Source organism: Methanonatronarchaeum sp. AMET-Sl (assembly GCF_029854155.1).
Classification (GTDB): Archaea; Halobacteriota; Methanonatronarchaeia; order Methanonatronarchaeales; family Methanonatronarchaeaceae; genus Methanonatronarchaeum.
In genome coordinates this window covers 1,489,553-1,506,601 of record NZ_CP122958.1, presented here as the reverse complement: position 1 = coordinate 1,506,601, position 17,049 = coordinate 1,489,553, and the positions used below count along the sequence as shown (strand labels likewise).

At 36.9% G+C, this 17,049-nt stretch carries 16 protein-coding genes and 1 pseudogene; 5 read left to right on the top strand and 12 right to left on the bottom strand.

Going from position 1 to position 17,049, the window contains the following annotated elements:
- Positions 1 to 67: 67 nt before the first annotated feature.
- Complete coding sequence (locus QEN48_RS07735; protein WP_280108325.1) at positions 68 to 1,231, top strand: coenzyme F420-0:L-glutamate ligase; 1,164 nt, start codon at positions 68 to 70, stop codon at positions 1,229 to 1,231.
- Between the two features lie 25 nt (positions 1,232 to 1,256).
- Here QEN48_RS07735 and QEN48_RS07730 read toward each other — a convergent pair whose 3' ends face one another.
- The 9 genes from QEN48_RS07730 to QEN48_RS07690 all read right to left on the bottom strand — a co-directional run bounded on the left by QEN48_RS07730 (position 1,257) and on the right by QEN48_RS07690 (position 10,771).
- Entirely contained in the window at positions 1,257 to 1,568 is a 312-nt protein-coding gene (locus QEN48_RS07730; RefSeq protein ID WP_280108324.1) for a DUF131 domain-containing protein, read from the bottom strand.
- 316 nt (positions 1,569 to 1,884) lie between these two features.
- Positions 1,885 to 3,531, bottom strand: a complete 1,647-nt coding sequence (locus tag QEN48_RS07725; RefSeq protein ID WP_280108323.1) for an MBL fold metallo-hydrolase — start codon at positions 3,529 to 3,531, stop codon at positions 1,885 to 1,887.
- A 106-nt stretch (positions 3,532 to 3,637) separates the two neighbouring features.
- Complete coding sequence (locus tag QEN48_RS07720) at positions 3,638 to 5,740, bottom strand: cation:proton antiporter (RefSeq protein WP_280108322.1); 2,103 nt, start codon at positions 5,738 to 5,740, stop codon at positions 3,638 to 3,640.
- 29 nt (positions 5,741 to 5,769) lie between these two features.
- Positions 5,770 to 6,180 (bottom strand): FAD synthase, encoded by a 411-nt coding sequence (locus QEN48_RS07715; protein WP_280108321.1) that lies wholly within the window; start codon positions 6,178 to 6,180, stop codon positions 5,770 to 5,772.
- Positions 6,181 to 6,222: 42 nt separating this feature from the next.
- Positions 6,223 to 6,591 (bottom strand): Mov34/MPN/PAD-1 family protein, encoded by a 369-nt coding sequence (locus tag QEN48_RS07710; RefSeq protein WP_347985110.1) that lies wholly within the window; start codon positions 6,589 to 6,591, stop codon positions 6,223 to 6,225.
- 194 nt (positions 6,592 to 6,785) lie between these two features.
- Positions 6,786 to 7,772, bottom strand: coding sequence for an FmdE family protein (locus tag QEN48_RS07705; protein ID WP_280108320.1), 987 nt, complete (start codon positions 7,770 to 7,772; stop codon positions 6,786 to 6,788).
- A gap of 36 nt (positions 7,773 to 7,808) precedes the next feature.
- Positions 7,809 to 8,573 (bottom strand): ABC transporter ATP-binding protein, encoded by a 765-nt coding sequence (locus QEN48_RS07700; RefSeq protein WP_280108319.1) that lies wholly within the window; start codon positions 8,571 to 8,573, stop codon positions 7,809 to 7,811.
- The gene (locus tag QEN48_RS07695; RefSeq protein WP_280108318.1) at positions 8,570 to 9,625 is read right to left on the bottom strand and encodes an iron ABC transporter permease; all 1,056 of its coding nucleotides are present in this window, start codon (positions 9,623 to 9,625) and stop codon (positions 8,570 to 8,572) included. The genes QEN48_RS07700 and QEN48_RS07695 overlap by 4 nt, the downstream gene beginning before the upstream one ends.
- A 105-nt stretch (positions 9,626 to 9,730) precedes the next feature.
- A complete protein-coding gene (locus QEN48_RS07690) occupies positions 9,731 to 10,771 on the bottom strand; it encodes an ABC transporter substrate-binding protein (RefSeq protein WP_347985109.1) in 1,041 nt (346 codons plus the stop codon).
- Between the two features lie 496 nt (positions 10,772 to 11,267).
- Between QEN48_RS07690 and QEN48_RS07980 the strand changes: the two are divergent.
- A pseudogene (locus QEN48_RS07980) lies at positions 11,268 to 11,459 on the top strand (RNA-guided endonuclease TnpB family protein); the annotation flags it as partial.
- Positions 11,460 to 11,523: 64 nt separating this feature from the next.
- Here QEN48_RS07980 and QEN48_RS07685 read toward each other — a convergent pair.
- The 3 genes from QEN48_RS07685 to QEN48_RS07675 all read right to left on the bottom strand — a co-directional run bounded on the left by QEN48_RS07685 (position 11,524) and on the right by QEN48_RS07675 (position 14,352).
- Positions 11,524 to 11,898, bottom strand: a complete 375-nt coding sequence (locus QEN48_RS07685) for a hypothetical protein (RefSeq protein WP_280108316.1) — start codon at positions 11,896 to 11,898, stop codon at positions 11,524 to 11,526.
- A gap of 364 nt (positions 11,899 to 12,262) precedes the next feature.
- A complete protein-coding gene (gene hisS / locus QEN48_RS07680; protein WP_280109106.1) occupies positions 12,263 to 13,555 on the bottom strand; it encodes a histidine--tRNA ligase in 1,293 nt (430 codons plus the stop codon).
- Between the two features lie 71 nt (positions 13,556 to 13,626).
- The gene (locus QEN48_RS07675) at positions 13,627 to 14,352 is read right to left on the bottom strand and encodes an RNA ligase partner protein (protein ID WP_280108315.1); all 726 of its coding nucleotides are present in this window, start codon (positions 14,350 to 14,352) and stop codon (positions 13,627 to 13,629) included.
- Between the two features lie 314 nt (positions 14,353 to 14,666).
- Here QEN48_RS07675 and QEN48_RS07670 point away from each other — a divergent pair, with 314 nt between their 5' ends.
- From QEN48_RS07670 to QEN48_RS07660, 3 genes are all read left to right on the top strand, one after another.
- The gene (locus tag QEN48_RS07670; protein ID WP_280108314.1) at positions 14,667 to 15,503 is read left to right on the top strand and encodes an NAD(+)/NADH kinase; all 837 of its coding nucleotides are present in this window, start codon (positions 14,667 to 14,669) and stop codon (positions 15,501 to 15,503) included.
- A gap of 93 nt (positions 15,504 to 15,596) precedes the next feature.
- On the top strand, positions 15,597 to 16,508 hold the full coding sequence (locus tag QEN48_RS07665) for a manganese-dependent inorganic pyrophosphatase (RefSeq protein ID WP_280108313.1): 912 nt from the start codon (positions 15,597 to 15,599) through the stop codon (positions 16,506 to 16,508).
- A gap of 18 nt (positions 16,509 to 16,526) precedes the next feature.
- Entirely contained in the window at positions 16,527 to 17,012 is a 486-nt protein-coding gene (locus QEN48_RS07660; RefSeq protein WP_280108312.1) for an arginine decarboxylase, pyruvoyl-dependent, read from the top strand.
- Positions 17,013 to 17,049: the final 37 nt, after the last annotated feature.

Sequence of the window (17,049 nt, the reverse complement as noted above, 5' to 3'; positions counted from 1 at the left end):
AAATCTGCCGGACACTCAAGCAAAAAAGAGATTTTGCTTACCAAAAAATATATGGAGAAATCAATCCATGAACCCAGAACATAATTATCTTGGCGTATCAGCCTACGGCCTTAAAATGGGAGCCATAACCCCAGAAACAAATTTACCCAGTGAAATACGAGAAGTTATAAAAAAATGTGATAGTGATGGCTTGATTAGTGATAGAGACATCCTATGTATAACAGAGTCTATAGTAGCGAAATCACAGAACAACTACATAACTATAGACCAAGTAGCAGAAGAAATAAGAAACAAACACGATATAAACAAAGGATCAACAACACTCGTTTTATATCCAATAACCAGTAGAAACCGTTTTTCAGCAATACTAAGAAGCATAGCTAGAGCAGTAACTGGCGGTAAAGTAATTGTACAACTAACCCATCCAGATGATGAAGTTGGAAACCAAGTCGTTCAAGCAGATCTAGATTACAAAGAGACCTATAGTTATTCAGAACTCAAAGAAATGAAACAAGATGGAGCTGAAATCAATTTCAAACACCCAATAACAGATATAAACTACCTAGAGTATTACACCGAAATAATTAATGATGAGGACAGTGAAGCCAACATCATACTTTCAAACGACCCAACATCCCAAATAAACAACGAAATCGATTCAGTAATAATCTCCTCGATACATAGAAGAGAAAAAGATAGAAAAAAACTTCTAGAAAAAAGCAGCAACCTGGAAATAATCGACCTAACCGAAATCGCTAATGAAGGCAAAAGAAGTTGCAGATGGGGTTTACTCGGCAGCAACCTATCCACAGACGAAAAACTAAAACTAGCACCAAAAAACCCATTTGAATTCACCAAAAAAATCCAGGAAATGATTAAAAAAGAAACTGGAAAAAACATAGAGGTAATAATATATGGAGATGGAGCATACAAAGACCCTGAAAGCGGAATATACGAACTTGCAGACCCAGTAACCTCATTTGGATATACAGAAGGAATAAAAGGAAAATTCAGAGAAGGAAACAAATACAAATACCTAGTTGACAAATACAGCGAAAAAGGACATTCCAACGACGAAATAGACCAAATGATAAGAACACAAAACGTAGAAGAAGAAGACGAAGGAACCACCCCAAGAAAAACAAAAGACCTAACCGCAAGCCTCGCCGACCTAATATCAGGGTCAGCAGACGCCGGAACACCACTCGTATTAATCAAAAACTTCCTCTAACAAAAAATAAAAAACAGACAGGATATTAGTTCCAAAACAAAACAAAATATATAACCAACCACAAAGCCATCAAAAACAAAGCACCAATCAAAGCAACCTTAATCGCAGATTTGTCAGTACCAAAAACCAAAGGAAAAGGCCCAACCATAACCACCCCACCACCAAAACCAACCTCTTCTTCACCAACCTCTTCTTCACCAACCTCTTCTTTATAGGTACTATCAAGAGATTCTTTTTCTCTTTTTTTAATCGATATTGATTTTAATATAACGCTAAAGATTAACAAAGAAAATCCGATGAATATCAAAAGGAGACCTAAACTAAAAACTAAGTTCATCGTAAATCACCACTTCTAATTAAAAACCAAACAGAAATAAGAACAAAGGTAAGTAAAATCAACAAAAATACCGTCATTGGGGAGGTACCACCAACAATAGGTATTGGACCTAACATCAATAAAAACCCGCCCTCAAAACTGATTTCATTGAAAGGAAATGAAAAAACCACTAAAACCAACCCAAATAACAAAAACAAAAAACCAAGTTTCCAAAAAAACCTATGTCTATTCAAACTAACAACTCTCCTTGGAGACCTATAAAAATTTTTTTCATAACACATTAAATCGAGTAATGATATTCAAGATCATTGTGATATTAGATTCGGAAGGCATCAAGGTTTTTAGGTGCAGTAACGAACCAACCAAATTTCTCTTCGATCTCTTCGCTCAAGCTAATACATCCATCTTCCTGGCCATGTAAAACAAAGGCCATTGGTTCTCCTTTTACTTTATGAAGAAAATTCCATATTCCTGACCTATCTGCATGGCCAGAAAATCTTATTTGCTTAACATCCATCTCAACCATAATCTCTTTGCCATTAATTTCTACCTTTCTCTCTCCTTCTTTAAGTTTATCTCCAGGAGTCCCTTCAACCATATATCCAGGTAGAATGAGAGTATTATTAACATCATTACCAATACGGTTGAGGTAGTAGGATATGGGGCCTCCAGTTAACATACCTGAAGTAGTTACAATGATACCACCATTTTCTAATGCATTTTCTCTTTGACTGTCACTATAAACATAGTTATATCCCCCATCTAGGTTTGTCTTTATATAACTTGGATAAGAACCAACTATCTTAGTTGCTTCACTAATCATTCCATCGATATAAATATCGTCATAACCCCTATCGTTAAGTAATGATAGAATTTCTTGCGACCGCCCAACAGCAAATGTAGAGATAATTGGGGTTCCTCCACGACTTAAAGTCTCTTCAACTGTATTTAACAACTCAGTTTCAACCTTCTGTTGACCAGGAATAGATTCATGTGAGTAAGTAGATTCAGTTATAACTACATCAAGTTCTGGAAGGTCATAATCAGCAGGTGGTAATAACTTTGTGTTTCGGTTGTCAAAATCTCCTGTATAAAAAACGTTTTTACCATTAACCGTTAGGAACACTCCAGCACTTCCTGGAAGATGTCCTGCATCACGTAGAGCTATCTCTATATCTGGAGCTATCTTTTTAACTTCTCTATACTTAATTGGTATGGAATGGTTTATCATAGTATCTATATCGCCTTTATTGAAACCAGGGTTTTCCTGTAATCGATATAGATCCCTTTTAAGAAGACGCATCAAAACTATAGTTAACTCTGTAGCATAAACAGGTCCTCTATATCCTTTAGCATAGAGTTCTGCAACAGAGCCGGAGTGGTCAAGGTGTGCGTGTGAAACAACTACTGCGTCAAGTTCATCTATTGAAAGTTCAGGGCCAAGTAAAGGACCTTCACCAGAATCCATTTCTATACCACAATCTAATAAAACCTTAGATTCTGGAGTTTGGATTAAAATCGAGTTACGTCCAACCTCTCTGCCACCACCTAAAAAAGAGATTCTACTCCAACCTGGATCTCCGGTTCGCCTAACATTTCTACTAACCTTTTTTAGAAATTCATAACGACCTTCAAATTCATATATAAGGCGTCGAACCTTGGTAACCATATCGGAATAAGATGTTTTTAATATATTTAGTTCCCAACCTGTCTCTTCAAAAAAACGGTTTTTTTCACGATTGAAAGTCCCAGTTCTATCCGTTTCGATAAAAACCTTTCCATAACTCTCATCCCAATAAACATTACTGTAACTACCAATCTCATTTAAGTAATTAACCGCATTTTTCTTAGTCGCCCGATTTAGTTTTTTCTCAACCTCTTCACCATTTATCTTAATTTTGTCAGGCCCGATATATTCATAATAATTATTTGACATCCAGGTAGAAAATTGATACAGCTCCAATTAAATCTTTTTCAAATTAAACAGATTAAATATTTTTAATATTTTTATCTCAGCAAAAAAATCTTGGAGAAATGTATGTAGCTTTATTTTTTTTAGGGATAGTTAGTTAATCTACTAGTTTTAGTCTTTTTTCTCTTTTTTCTCCGCCTGGATAGATAGTTATCGAGTTTCCTTGTGTTAATGTGAATGTCTTTTTTGGTAGTTTCTTTAATTCGTTGTTCCAACCTGGTTTGTCTCGTCTAGAACTCATGTTTATAACTAAATCGTTTTTATCGTAATCTTTTTTAATTGTTGGTATTAGTTTTCTCCAACCTTTGATTTCCATTGTTTCAATTGGAGTTTCTGGCTCTATTTCACTAAAACTCTTCTCTATTTTCTCGGTGTCACCGTTTACAACATAGATTTTTATTGGACAACCGGTTTTTTCTGAAATTTTTTTAACGGTCTCTACAGCTTCAGGGAAACCTTCATTGTACTCGATATTTGGTGGTAAGGTTAATAATATTCTTTTGTATGTTTCGATTGGTTTGCTTAAACGGGTTACGAGAGTTAGTTGTGGGGCTCTATTTAACACTTGATCGATGATTTTACCATACATCATTTGACTTCGGTTTTCAGCTCCATCCCACCCAACTATGATTGTTGATATTTGGTTTTCGATTGTTGACCTAACAACTCCTGAAGCTATGTTGTGGTTTACCCGTGTATGGCTCTTTATTTTTTCTTCTGCACTGGCGGCATATTTCTCCATCTCTTTCTGTATCTCTTCCGTTCTAGCGACTTCCGACATAGTCTGGGTTTCCCCATTGGGACGTATCACTGAAACGGTGTTTATAGGTTCATCTGAATCGCTGGATATTGCGAATGCTAGGTCGAGTAGTGATTCTTTATGTTTGGAGTCTTTGGCTATTGGGATTAGAATTCTTTGAGGGACTTTTTTTGGATCATAATCTCTTTTTTCAGCCTTTTTAACTAAATCAAGTCCAGCTCGCTCTACAATTGAGGGACTCAATACACTGACAACAAGTATCATCAAAACGACAGCATTTATCATTTCTTGGTTAAATCCAGGGACACCTGCATCGAAACCAATCAAAACGATAGCGAGGGCCGCTGCTGCTTGGCCAACGGATAAACCAAACATACCAAGTACTTCGGTTTTGTTGTAGCTATAGACCTTGCCAGTAATCCATGAAGAAACAAGTTTAGTTAATATTACCAAACCAATTAGAGAACCAGCAATAATCAATGTATTTATACCTTCAGTTATAACCCAGACATCTACAAGCATGCCTACAGATAACAGGAAGAATGGAATGAATAAAGCGTTTCCAACAAACTCTATTCTATTCATTAAAGGGCCTGTATCAAGTATTAACCTATTTAAAGCAAGACCTGCTATAAATGCACCAATTATGTGTTCAACTCCAGCCATTTCAGCTAAAAAAGCTGATATGAAAAGTACCGCCATCACGAATAGAAACTCATAATAACTTTCATCATCGTGTGTACGGAAGAACCATCTACCAAGTTTAGGTACAACTAGCCATGTTCCAACGAAAAAGATTGATAGCCCTATAGATAGCTCTAAAAAGAAACCGGTTGTCAACCCTTCTCCAACCGATGCGATTACAACTGCTAAAACTAATAAAGCTAGTGTATCTGTAAGTATTGTTCCTCCAATAGTAGTGGTCATAGCTTCATTTTTTGCAATACCAAGTCTCTGTACAACTGGATAAGCTAGTAATGTATGTGAAGAGAAGATTGCTCCAAACAGTAAGGCAGCAGGGAAAGATAAGTCAAGTATGTATACACCAAAAACAGTACCGATTGTCTGTGGTATTAAGAAAGAAATTAGTCCAAAAAATATGCTTCTATCCTTATTATCGATAAATTGGTTTAGATTAATCTCAAGACCTGCTAAGAACATTAAATAGATTAAACCAACTTCTCCAAGCAACTTTATCGTAGAATCTCGTTCTAATAATCCAAAGCCGTTTGGACCTATTGCCGCACCAACAAGAATTATGCCTATTATGCCTGGTAGTTTATATCTCTTTACAAATAACGGAGCGACCAAAAAAACGATCATAGCTATGCCGAATATAATAACAGCATTTTCAAATGGAGTGGTGAGTGAAGGCCGAGTTACCATAGTGAAGAACGAACCGACATCAATAGTTGATTGGTATATTTTGAGTCCCTCCAATAAAAAACAGAGAACTAATATATCTGGGTTTATTTATTTCTTGTCTGTATTTTCTTTATTATATCTCGACTGCTGCATAAATCACATTCCATGTAACTATCGATTTTTACAACGTCAATGTTGAATCCATGGTTCTTTAATTCTTTCTCAAGTTCAGGTATTTCCCAATGTTGGTCTGGCCCTATAGATAGTATATCTGGGTTTATTTTTTCAACGGTTTTATAGATATCGAGTTCATCGCCTAAAACAGCTTGGTCAACTGGTTTCAATCCTTCTAGAACTCTACGTCTCTGGCTTCCAGGAACTACGGGTTTTTTACTTAAGTTTGTTTCTCTCGCTACAACTACAACTAACTCTTCACCTAGTTTTTTTGATTCCTCTAGATAGAATAGGTGTCCCGGATGTATTATGTCAAATGTGCCTGAAGCCATTACTCTCATTGGTTATCCTCAATAAATGCTTAATTCGAATTAGAGAAAAAACTAGAGTTCTCTCTTTATTCTTTCAAGTTCTTCTTCCCATAACTTGTCTTTTTTAGAGCTTAGTTCTACGACGTCTAGTTCTATTGGCTCGGATTTTTTGTTGTATGCAACCCAATCATCCATTTCGAAGGGATTTGTGGTTATGATGTGGCATTTTCCTTTTTTAGAAAACATTTCTCGGTCTGCCCCAGATGGTGTTGGGTTACCTGAAGGATGGCTGTGTACTGACCCCACCGTTTTAAGTCCCACTGGAAGTTGATCTATCCTAACCATCGCACTGACTTCAGATGTGACTGTCCCTGGTGCAAAGACAACGTCATTTATAACGCCATCTTCAGCTCTTAATAGCCCTATCATCTCGTTGGGCATAGCGGACTTCCCTACACCTAAAATCATTTTTAGGGTGCTTTCGGCAATGGCGAATACTCTGGTCATCTATTTATATTGTATTTTGTTATACAGACTTAAGGATTTAGGTAATCTCTTTCTTCGTTGACATTTATCTTGATTCAGGGCTAAGACCTCTTCTCTTTAGGGAGAGGAGGATGTCACTGATGTAGTAGTTATGGTGGTTTGTTTTTGGTTGTATTATTGTTTTTTTGGTTGATTTCTTTAAGTCCTGATCCATCTAGTTGTAGGTAGTTTTTGTTTGAACAGGGTATGCATTTGTGTTCTTTGTTTTCCTTGATTGCTTTTGGTGCCATTATTTTTTCTCCACAATCACTGCAGTATCTGTCTTTGAAGATTGGGGCTTTTTTGGGTAGGTTTAGGTGTTTGGTTGAATTGGTTGTTTTTATTTTGAACATTTCTTTAAGTGGTGTATCGAGGAGGTCTAAAGCTATTTCTGTCCATTTTTTCTGTAGTTGTTTTTGTTCTTCTGGTGTGCCTTCTCTGTTCTTAACTACTTTTTCAAATAGGTTGTAGGTGTCGGGATAGTTTTTTTCTATGTAGTTGTATTGATTGTAGTGATATCTTATTGCTTTTTCATTTCTTTTTATTATTGTGACGGCTGTTTTTCCATAATCTCTGTATATTAATGCGTTGTTTCCGAATGTACATCCGGTTGATGTTTGTATTCCATCACTGAAACAACTATTTGTTTCTGTTAAAACTAATGTGTCTTCCATACCTTCGTGGCGTAGGTTAAGTTTCTTTATCCCGTCTGCTCCTACTTTTATTCCAAGGACTATCATTGGGCAGATGTGTCCATGTATTTTAGCGGCTTCGAGAACCAGTTTATGTAGGTTTTTTTCTTCGATTGATTTATTGATTTTTTGTCTTGGATGATGTATTGAGGCTGAGTTTTCTGGGATTTTGAGGTCTAGTATTTCTGCTTTAGGTATTTTTTCATCTAGTTTTATTGTTATCTCGTTGTCTTTTATGTCTATTATCATAGCTTTTGTTAATTCATTTGTTTTTTTCTCTGTTTCTTGATAGCTTAATAGTATTTCGTTTCCAATTTCGGGGTTTAATTCAAAGTCTTCTTTGAGAGTGATTTTGTGGTTAGTTGTGTTTTGGTACTCTATTTTTCCAATTTCTTTTTGCTTCATGTTTTCAACTTCTAGAAATCTATTTATTTTTTGGGTTTATATTGATTCAACTGGATATATCCATTCATGTCCGTTATTTTTATTTATGTTTACTTTCACTCCGTAGACTTCTCTTATGTTTCTGCGGTTTAAGATTGTTGGATCGCCTGCTGAATGTATTTCACCGTTTTTTAGCATTATTAATTTATCACTGAATCTTTTAGCTTGATTAAGGTCGTGTATTGCCATTATTGCTGATGTTCCTTTTTCTTTTTGTTTATTTATTAGTTGAAGCACTTCTAGTTGGTGTTTGAGGTCGAGGTTTGATGTTGGTTCGTCTAGTATCAGTACTTCTGCTTCTTGTGCTAATGCACGACCGATCATTACTTTTTGTCTTTGCCCTCCACTTAATTCGTTGGTTTTTTTCATGCTTAGGTCTTCGATGTTCAATGTTTCGATGATTTCGGATACGATTTCGAGGTCTTTTTCTTTTGGCCCCCAATTGTTTGTGTGTGGTTTTCTTCCCATGAGTATTGTGTCGAATACTGTTGTTGGGAATGTATTTTTTTCCGTTTGTGGTACATACCCAATGTTTTTAGCTATGTTTTTCCTTGTCATTTTCTGTATGTCTTCGCCGTTCAACATCATTACTCCGTATTGGGGTTTTAATATTCTGTTTATACATTTGAGTAGTGTTGTTTTTCCAGATCCATTTGGACCTATAAGGCTTAGTATCTCTCCTTCTTTGAGTTTAAGGTCTACGTTGTTCAGTATCCTTCTACTGCTGTAACTAAATTCGATACCTTTTACTTTTAATTTCACCAATGTTCCCTCCCTACTAAAACTAGGTATATGAATAATGGAGCGCCTATGAAGGCGGTTAGTATTCCTACTGGTAATGTAACTATTTCAAAAGCGTTTCTTGCTACTATGTCTGCCACTAATACGAGTAGTCCCCCACCTATTATTGTATATGGCAGTAGGAATCTTTCATCTCCTCCTATCACTCTTCTTATTATGTGTGGTACTACTAGCCCTACAAAACCGATTATCCCGACGAATGCAACTGCTACTGCTGTTACTAGGGATGCTAGGAACATGCCCTCCATTCTTAGTCGTCCTGCGTTTACTCCAAGGCTTTTTGCTGTTTCGTCACCAGCTGACAGTATATTGTAGTCCCACGCTTTTGATATAAAGTATATTGTTGGTAAGGCCGTTCCTACTAACATTATGGTTACTTCGTTCCAACCTGTTCTGCCTACGTCTCCAAATGTCCAGTATACTATTGATGCTAGTTGTTCGTCATCTGCTATGTATTGGAATACCGATATTCCGGCTGAGAAGAGGGAGCCTAACGCTATTCCTGTGAGCACCATTGTCTCTGGGGTTGCTCCCTTGTATTTGGCTATTGCGACGATTATTCCTGCTGTTAATATTGACATAATAAAGGCTGAGAGCGCCATTGAGTATCTGCTGTTGATCGGTATATCGAGGCCCCCAACTCCGAATATCATTATAGCTAGGGCTGCTCCGAATGCTGCTGCCTGTGATATCCCAAGTGTGTATGGTGCTCCTAAGGGGTTTTTGAGTATGTTTTGCATGACAGCGCCAGCTATTCCGAGTCCAGCACCTGCTATAAATGCTGTGGATGCTTGTGGGAGTCTTATGTTCCATATTATATTGTGGTACATTTCGTTTGTACCGGACCCTGTTAGTGTTTGGATTAATTCTATTATTGGTATTTGAACTGATCCATGGCTTACGCTTGCGATGAATGAGAGTATTAAAAGAATTGTGATTATTATGCCGAATGTTATCTTCTTTTTTATCTCTTTTTTGTATCCTTTTATCTGGTTTTTTGTTTCCAACGCCATCTATTGGCTCCGTTTTTTTATATTGCATTCTCGAAAACACACATATCGATACTAATAGAATTAAATTAGAGAACCTAACTCTTATTTATATCAATTAAAATTATTTTATATCTCAATTTTCTCAAACCCCCTAAACTCATCCTGCATATTTCTGAAAATAGCTTCACCTAAGAAATCAACGTATATATCATCAGCAATTTCTTCGAGGTCGATATCTTTGAAAGAATCAGGTACTAAGTGCTTTCCAAGGAGATATGAATTAATTAAAACGTTTTCAAATTGAGTGTTATAATAATTATAAGGCAACAAACTGTAAACTTCACCATTCTTAACGGCAGGCAAATTCTTAAACTCTTTTTTACTCAAATCCTCTTTAGCTACTTCCAAACCAGCTGCATCAATGTAGATAAGTTCAGGTTGATACTCCACCAGGTCTTCCCTATCAATATAAACATGTTCACCAGTAACGGAGTCCTTTAACTTACCACCCATATTTTCAAAGCCAATTAACTCAAGTGAAGGATAACCAGTTATAGTTGAAGTCAATCCCTGTATACCACGTTGACCGATACCACCCACATAGAGTCGAGGAACTTCCTCAATATCTCCAACCCTGTTTTTTAAGTCAGAGAGATATCTTTCAAGGCAGTTCTTAAACTCAGAGGCTCTTTTTTCTTTACCCAAAACAGTACCTATAATCTCAAGAGCTTCATAGAAAGTATCTCGATCCCTTTCAACTATTTCACCATATTTAAGTTCAATAACAGGAATTCCAGTTTTACTAGCAAGAGTATCAGTATCACCATCATATTCCTCAGATGCAAAAACCAAATCAGGATTAACACCAATTATTTTCTCTGCATCACCTCCGTGTTGTGGACCGATGTTGGGGAGGTCTTGTAGCTCTTGATTAGCCATGATATACGGTTTTTTATCATCCAATATCTCAAATTCTTCAACCCCAACAACCAAATCAGTTGCCAGCATATAAGAGATGAGTCTTAGAGCACCGGAACCTACAGCAACAACCTTTTCAACATCTTCAGGAACCTCAACTTCTCTACCAATCTGATCGGTAATCGTTACTGTATCTCTATTACCAAAACCTGGATTCAAACAACCACCAACTGTAACAACAGCCGCCACCCCACCAGCGAGCTTAAGGAATTTTCTGCGCGAGATTCTAGTCATGATATCACAAATTTAATTTCAGGTAAGTTCTACCCTATTTTTTATACAAAAACCAAAACGTATTACTAATACAATATTAGTAATACTATTTACTACAGAAATTAATAAAAATAATACTTAAATCTTTTTACCAAAAAATAAAAACAAAAAAAACTTTTCACATAAAATCCAAAGGCACGACCCCTCACTCAAGTAGCAATCAACCAACAAAACCAATTAACGAATTAAGGAGGTCATAAACCCAACAACCTACATGAATCAAAAAATAAAACCAAAAAACAAAAAAATAACAAGAAAAAACAAAATAAAAATATTACCAGCGGTAGCGAGGCGAAAGCCCACCCCTTCAGGGGTGGGATGAAGCCGACAACTGGGAATCTCTCCACATTCATAGCCACGGTTGGGGTTGGATGCTTGCGTAACATCTTTAGGTGAGCAGTCTCTATATACTGACAACGCCGACAAGAACGGTGCGCTGAATATTGGCAAACGAGCCTTGGGCAAGTTCTCGAAACCGCTGTCCAAGGCGGGGGCTGTACTGGCACAGCCCAAAACGCAAGTCATCGTCCAACGTGACGACGAACCTGCGAACCTCTCCGTATCCGTGAGTTCAACCCCCAGTGGGGGAACCCCACAGCTTTAGCCGTAGGAGGATGTCAGAACCAATTATGAACTAAAATAAAAATAATTTATTTTTTTTGTTTTTTTTAAATTGTAACCCCAGCAGCTGCTCCTTTTTCAAGAATTTCACTAGCTTTTTTATCAGAAATACGAGTATACCGAATTCTATCCGGATCCTGAATACGCTTCAGAGCCTTCTCACCTCGATAAACATTACTGTTAATCAAAATAGCCAACTTAATCTCACCATCATCAATAAGAAGATAACCGTCCTCCTTCATAACCTTCCCACGACTAACATCCAACTCTCTTTCAGTATGAACTATACCTCTAAAACTCCCACCACTCTTCAAACCCTCAATAAAATCAACAAAATTAACCTCTGAACCATCAAGCTCAGTCTGATAATACATATACCGAATCTTACTAAGCAACTTATTAACATTCTCACGTTTCGACATAATACAACTCCTTATCAATATTTAGTTCCTTACAAAAACAATAGAGCATCGAGATACCTACATAAATTATACGGCTTCAACATAAAACCCAAAGACAAAACCCAACCCAACCACCAGAACCAAACAAACACCATACAGAAATCCAGTAATCGGGAACAGATACATACAAATTCTTATCTCAAGAACATATTATAACCATCAGTATATATTAACCTTATGAACCAACCCAACAACAAACCCCAGCGCAGCCACACCACACATAAAAAACCTAAATATACCTGTGAACTACCCACCCTACTCGCTCACCCTGACAAGATTGCTTCTTGAAGAAAGAGGGGTTATTGCCTTCGGATTTTAGAAAAAATTAAAGACTTTCATATTCCTCCATAATCTTATTAACAGCCTCATCAATACCTAATTCAACCTGATCCCCCGACTCCATATCTTTAAGACTCAAAGTACCATTTTCAACCTCTCGTTCACCAATAATGACGGCAAAACGAACACCAATCGAATCTGCATGAGAAATTTGATCACCAATACCTCTACCAGTTAAATCAATATCCGCAGGAAAACTTCCACGCATCCTACCCAAAATCTGAACCGCTTCATCCCTAAACTCATCTGAAACAGGAATAATATAAGCCATCAACCTAGGACCTATATCGAGATCAATCTCTTGGTGCTTAATAGCCTCAACAACCCTATCAAACCCAAAAGCAAATCCAGTAGAAAACTGGTTCTCACCCATCAATTGAGGAATGCTATACTCCCCACCACCACAAACCTGGTTCTGAGCTCCAAGACCAGGAACATAGATCTCAAAAACAGTTCCAGTATAATACTCCAAACCACGAGCGATACCAAGATCTAAAGTATAATCAACATCTCCATAACTCTCTAAGTAGCTAAGGGTTTCACTAAGGTTATCAAGACCAAAACCCCCCTCTTCACCAAAACCATAACTCTCCAAAACATCAAGAGCTTGAGAAACAGTATCTCGTCCCTCACCAACCAAATCAATCAACTCCACTAAAACACCCCTACAATCACTCGAAACAGATAAACCATCTAAAAAATCAATAATGGCATCAACATCACCCTTATCAATCAAAGACATTAACCTATCTTGATCCTCACCAACAACTCCTTCGGACTCTAAAACACCCCTAGCCACACCTAAATAACCAATATGAAGATCATACTCAAGTCCAAAAGAATCTAAGATTTCACAAGCAAGCGCAATAGTTTCCGCACTAGTCTTACTACAGTCACCACCAATAGTCTCAGTTCCAAACTGCCAAAACTCACGATACCTACCCTTTTGAGGCTGCTCATACCTAAAACAATTACTGAAATAATAAAGCTTCAAAGGCTTTGGCCTAGCCCTTAACTCATCAGAATAAAAACGCATAACAGAAGCAGTAACCTCAGGCCTTAAAGCCAGTTCACGCTCCGATTTATCCCGAAAAGCATATATCTCATCAATAATCTCCTCACCAGACTTCAAAGTAAAAAGCTCAAGATGCTCAAACGTAGGAGTATCAACCTCCCTAAACCCCCAACCCTCACATCTATCTCTCATAACTTCTTCAACCTTTTTCCTAACCTCCATAGACTCTGGACCTAAATCACGAGTTCCTTTCGGCTTCTGAATATTAATAATAACGCCTCCTTTTCAACTAAACCCAATAACAACAAAACTCAACAAACACCAAAAACACAATACTAAATCTCATCACCAAACTCCTTAGCCTCTCGAGCACGAATCTCATCTTTTCTACGCAAATACTCCTGAATCATACGTGGAAAAGAACTTGCCTTAACAAAACGAAGCCCAAGCCTCTCAGCCCACTTCTCAATACCCTCATCAGCACCAACAACCGCAGCATCCAACTCCTTAGCAAGCAACAAAACATCTATATCTGGAGCACTATCAAGTATTCCATACCGCAAAGCACTCCTATACTTATCCCTAAAATCACTTATTGTCTGGCCAATCATCTCCCGCTTAATATCCTTCTCAACCTCCTCAGCATCCATATCACCGATATCAGTATTCAAACAATTAACAGAAATATCCCAAATAGTATCTTCAGCAACATTCATACCCTTGTTAATACGGCTCCGCATAAAATCCACATACTCATAAAAAATACTTGCAGGCACCTCAACCTCATAACGATTAGGAGTCTTTTTAACAAGCCAAGTATCAAGCTTAACCTTAACCCCATCACCACAATCATGCCGCTTAATAAAATCACTCATCTCCCTATACACAGTAGGATAAGGCACATAACAACTAATATTCAACTCCAACCTAGCCTTAGAAACAAGTTCAAGCACACCATCCATACCCTCGCACAAAGAACCGTACCCCTCCTTCTTCCTCATCTGCACATCGGTCAAAGCCGTTGTATCAAAAACAAAATACTGTCTTTCAAGATTATTCAAATTAACACCAACAACCTAATTCTAATTAAGATACTTAACCATAATTATTATTCTCCCCAAAAACAACCAAAAACGCAATAATCAACACCAAACCACATCATTTTTTTATTATTTCCGATCACCAACCAAACTAAAAAACAATAATCTATTTAATACACTTTTATCTTAACTCAGGCCTTAAGACCTCTAATCATTAAAAAGAGGGTGTCATGAATTCATAATTCAGGTGGCTGCATAACTATTTTGTTGTAAGGATATGAAAATTAATTGAAGATAATTTGATAAAGGGTTTTTACTGGGTTTGGGGTGTTTGATTGTTTAAAAAAGATGTTAATAAAGTTGGAATAATCGCGAGATATGACTCTAAGGATATAATAGAAGAAGCGGATCGATTATTTGATTTTTTAAAAAAATTAGGTTTAGATGTTGTTATAAATCAAAAGGTTGCTTTGAAACTAGGGATTGAAGGAACCCGTATACAAGAGATGACCGATTGTGATCTAGTGATAACTATTGGAGGAGATGGAACAATACTTAGAACATTCCACGAACTACCCCATCAAACCCCAATTGTAGGAATAAACAAAGGAGAAGTAGGTTTTTTAACAGATTTAGAGGTTGATAACTATCAAAACGAACTAGAAAAAATCATTAAAGGGTTTGAGGTTGATAAGAGAACAAGATTAGAAGTAGATATTGATGATGAAGACCCGCTCCCGCCAGCAACAAACGAAGTTGTACTCTTAACTTCAGAGCCTGCTAAGATGCTTAAGCTAAGAGTTCTTGTCGATGGTCAAGAGGTTGAGAGATTTGGAGCCGATGGAATAATAATAGCAACCCCAACTGGGTCAACTGCTTACTCAATGAGTGCTGGAGGCCCGATCGTTGACCCCCGAGTGGAAGGTTTCCTACTTGTCCCTATAGCCCCATACAAACTTTCAGCTAGATCAATAGTAGTTCCCTCGAAATCTAACATTAAAATAGAGTTGATAAGAAAGGGAAAACACGCAAAAATCATTGTTGACGGACAGAAAACAAAGAAAGTTAAAGAAGGAGATATAATCAAGTTCAGAGAGGCAAAAAACCCAGCTCTATTTGTTAAAGTTGAAGGACAGGACTTCTACTCAAAAATAAAAGAAAAATTAATGTGAACAATACACTAAAAAACCCACAGAAAACCCTGTGACCTAAAACCACAAAAACACGATATCTTTTATCTGAAAATTAAAAAATGAAGTGATAACATGAAATACGTAATCGGACATAAAAAACCAGATACCGACTCAATATGTTCTGCAATAGCTTATGCAGAACTTAAAAACATAGAGGGAGATAATGCAAAGCCAGTTAGGTGTGGACCAATAAATCCTGAAACAGAGTTTGTGTTGGATAAATTCAACGTAGATATACCTCAGGAAATAGAAGACCTATCTAATAAAAAGGTTATTTTAGTAGACCACAACGAATACAGCCAAGCTGCCGGTGGGTTAAAAAAAGCGGAATTAAAAGAAGTTGTAGATCACCATCGAATTGGAGGTTTAGTTACAAGCAACCCTATATTCTTCCATTGTGAACCTGTTGGATCAACCGCAACCATAGTTGCCGACATCTACCTAAACAAAAATAAAGAAATACCACAAAAAACCGCTGGAATACTTTTAAGCGCGATATTAAGCGATACAGTTGTCCATAGATCTCCAACAAATACTGAAAAAGACACAGAGATAGCTAAAAAACTATCAGAAATATGTGGAGTAGATATCGAAGAATATGGAAAAGAAATGCTTAAAGAGAAAAGCAAACTAGGAGAAAAAGAACCAAGAGATATCATATTAGGAGACTTTAAAGAATACGAATTTGGCGAAAAACTTGTAGGTGTAGGTCAAGTTGAAACAGTTGTACCTAACGAAGTACTAGAACAAAAAAACCAATTATTGCAGGAAATGAAGAAAATCACTACCCAAGAGAACTACAACACACTGATATTGTTGGTAACAGACCTTTTAGAAAAAGATACAGAAGCCTTAATAACAGGGGAAACACAGAACTTCGAAAAAGCCTTCCAAAAGGAGATAAAAAATAATTCAGCAACCCTAAAGGGAGTATTATCAAGAAAAAAACAAGTAATACCTCCTCTTGAAGACACAATGGCCTAAAACAAGAATAAAAATCATTTGAACATTTCTTTAATAAACTGCATCGAAATGAATTTCAAACCAAACAAAATATCAATAGTTTCAGGAACAGGAGAAAGCGACAGCCAGTTAAACGCCTACGACCGAGCTCTACAAAAAGCCGGTATAGGCGACTTAAACCTAATTACTGTAAGTTCAATACTACCAGAAAACTGTGAAATTGTAGAAAAACCAGAAATACCTCAAGGAGCATTTGTACCGAGCGTAATAGCGAAAGAAACATCAATAAAAACTGAAGTAATAAGCGCAGCAATAGCCGTAGCCGAATGTGAAGAAGGAATCGGATTAATATGTGAACACAGTAGTCCAACAATAGAGAAAGCCACAGTAAACAAAACAATAAAAATGGTTAAAGAAATGGCAAAAGACAGAAACAAAAAAATCAAAAAAATCCACATAAAATCCGAACAAACAATACCCCAAAACTGTGGCGCAGCAATAGCAGCAGCAGTATTCTGGCCATAAAAACCAAAACAAAACCCGACGTAAACAAAAAAAATGG

Excerpts from the sequence above, each read along its gene's own strand:
- QEN48_RS07735 (WP_280108325.1), top strand. The coding sequence starts at position 68 with ATGAACCCAGAACATAATTATCTTGGCGTATCAGCCTACGGCCTTAAA.
- QEN48_RS07730 (WP_280108324.1), bottom strand. The coding sequence starts at position 1,568 with ATGAACTTAGTTTTTAGTTTAGGTCTCCTTTTGATATTCATCGGATTT.
- QEN48_RS07715 (WP_280108321.1), bottom strand. The coding sequence starts at position 6,180 with ATGAGAGTAATGGCTTCAGGCACATTTGACATAATACATCCGGGACAC.
- QEN48_RS07710 (WP_347985110.1), bottom strand. The coding sequence starts at position 6,591 with ATGCCCAACGAGATGATAGGGCTATTAAGAGCTGAAGATGGCGTTATA.
- QEN48_RS07705 (WP_280108320.1), bottom strand. The coding sequence starts at position 7,772 with ATGAAGCAAAAAGAAATTGGAAAAATAGAGTACCAAAACACAACTAAC.
- QEN48_RS07695 (WP_280108318.1), bottom strand. The coding sequence starts at position 9,625 with ATGGCGTTGGAAACAAAAAACCAGATAAAAGGATACAAAAAAGAGATA.
- QEN48_RS07685 (WP_280108316.1), bottom strand. The coding sequence starts at position 11,898 with ATGTCGAAACGTGAGAATGTTAATAAGTTGCTTAGTAAGATTCGGTAT.
- QEN48_RS07665 (WP_280108313.1), top strand. The coding sequence starts at position 15,597 with ATGAAATACGTAATCGGACATAAAAAACCAGATACCGACTCAATATGT.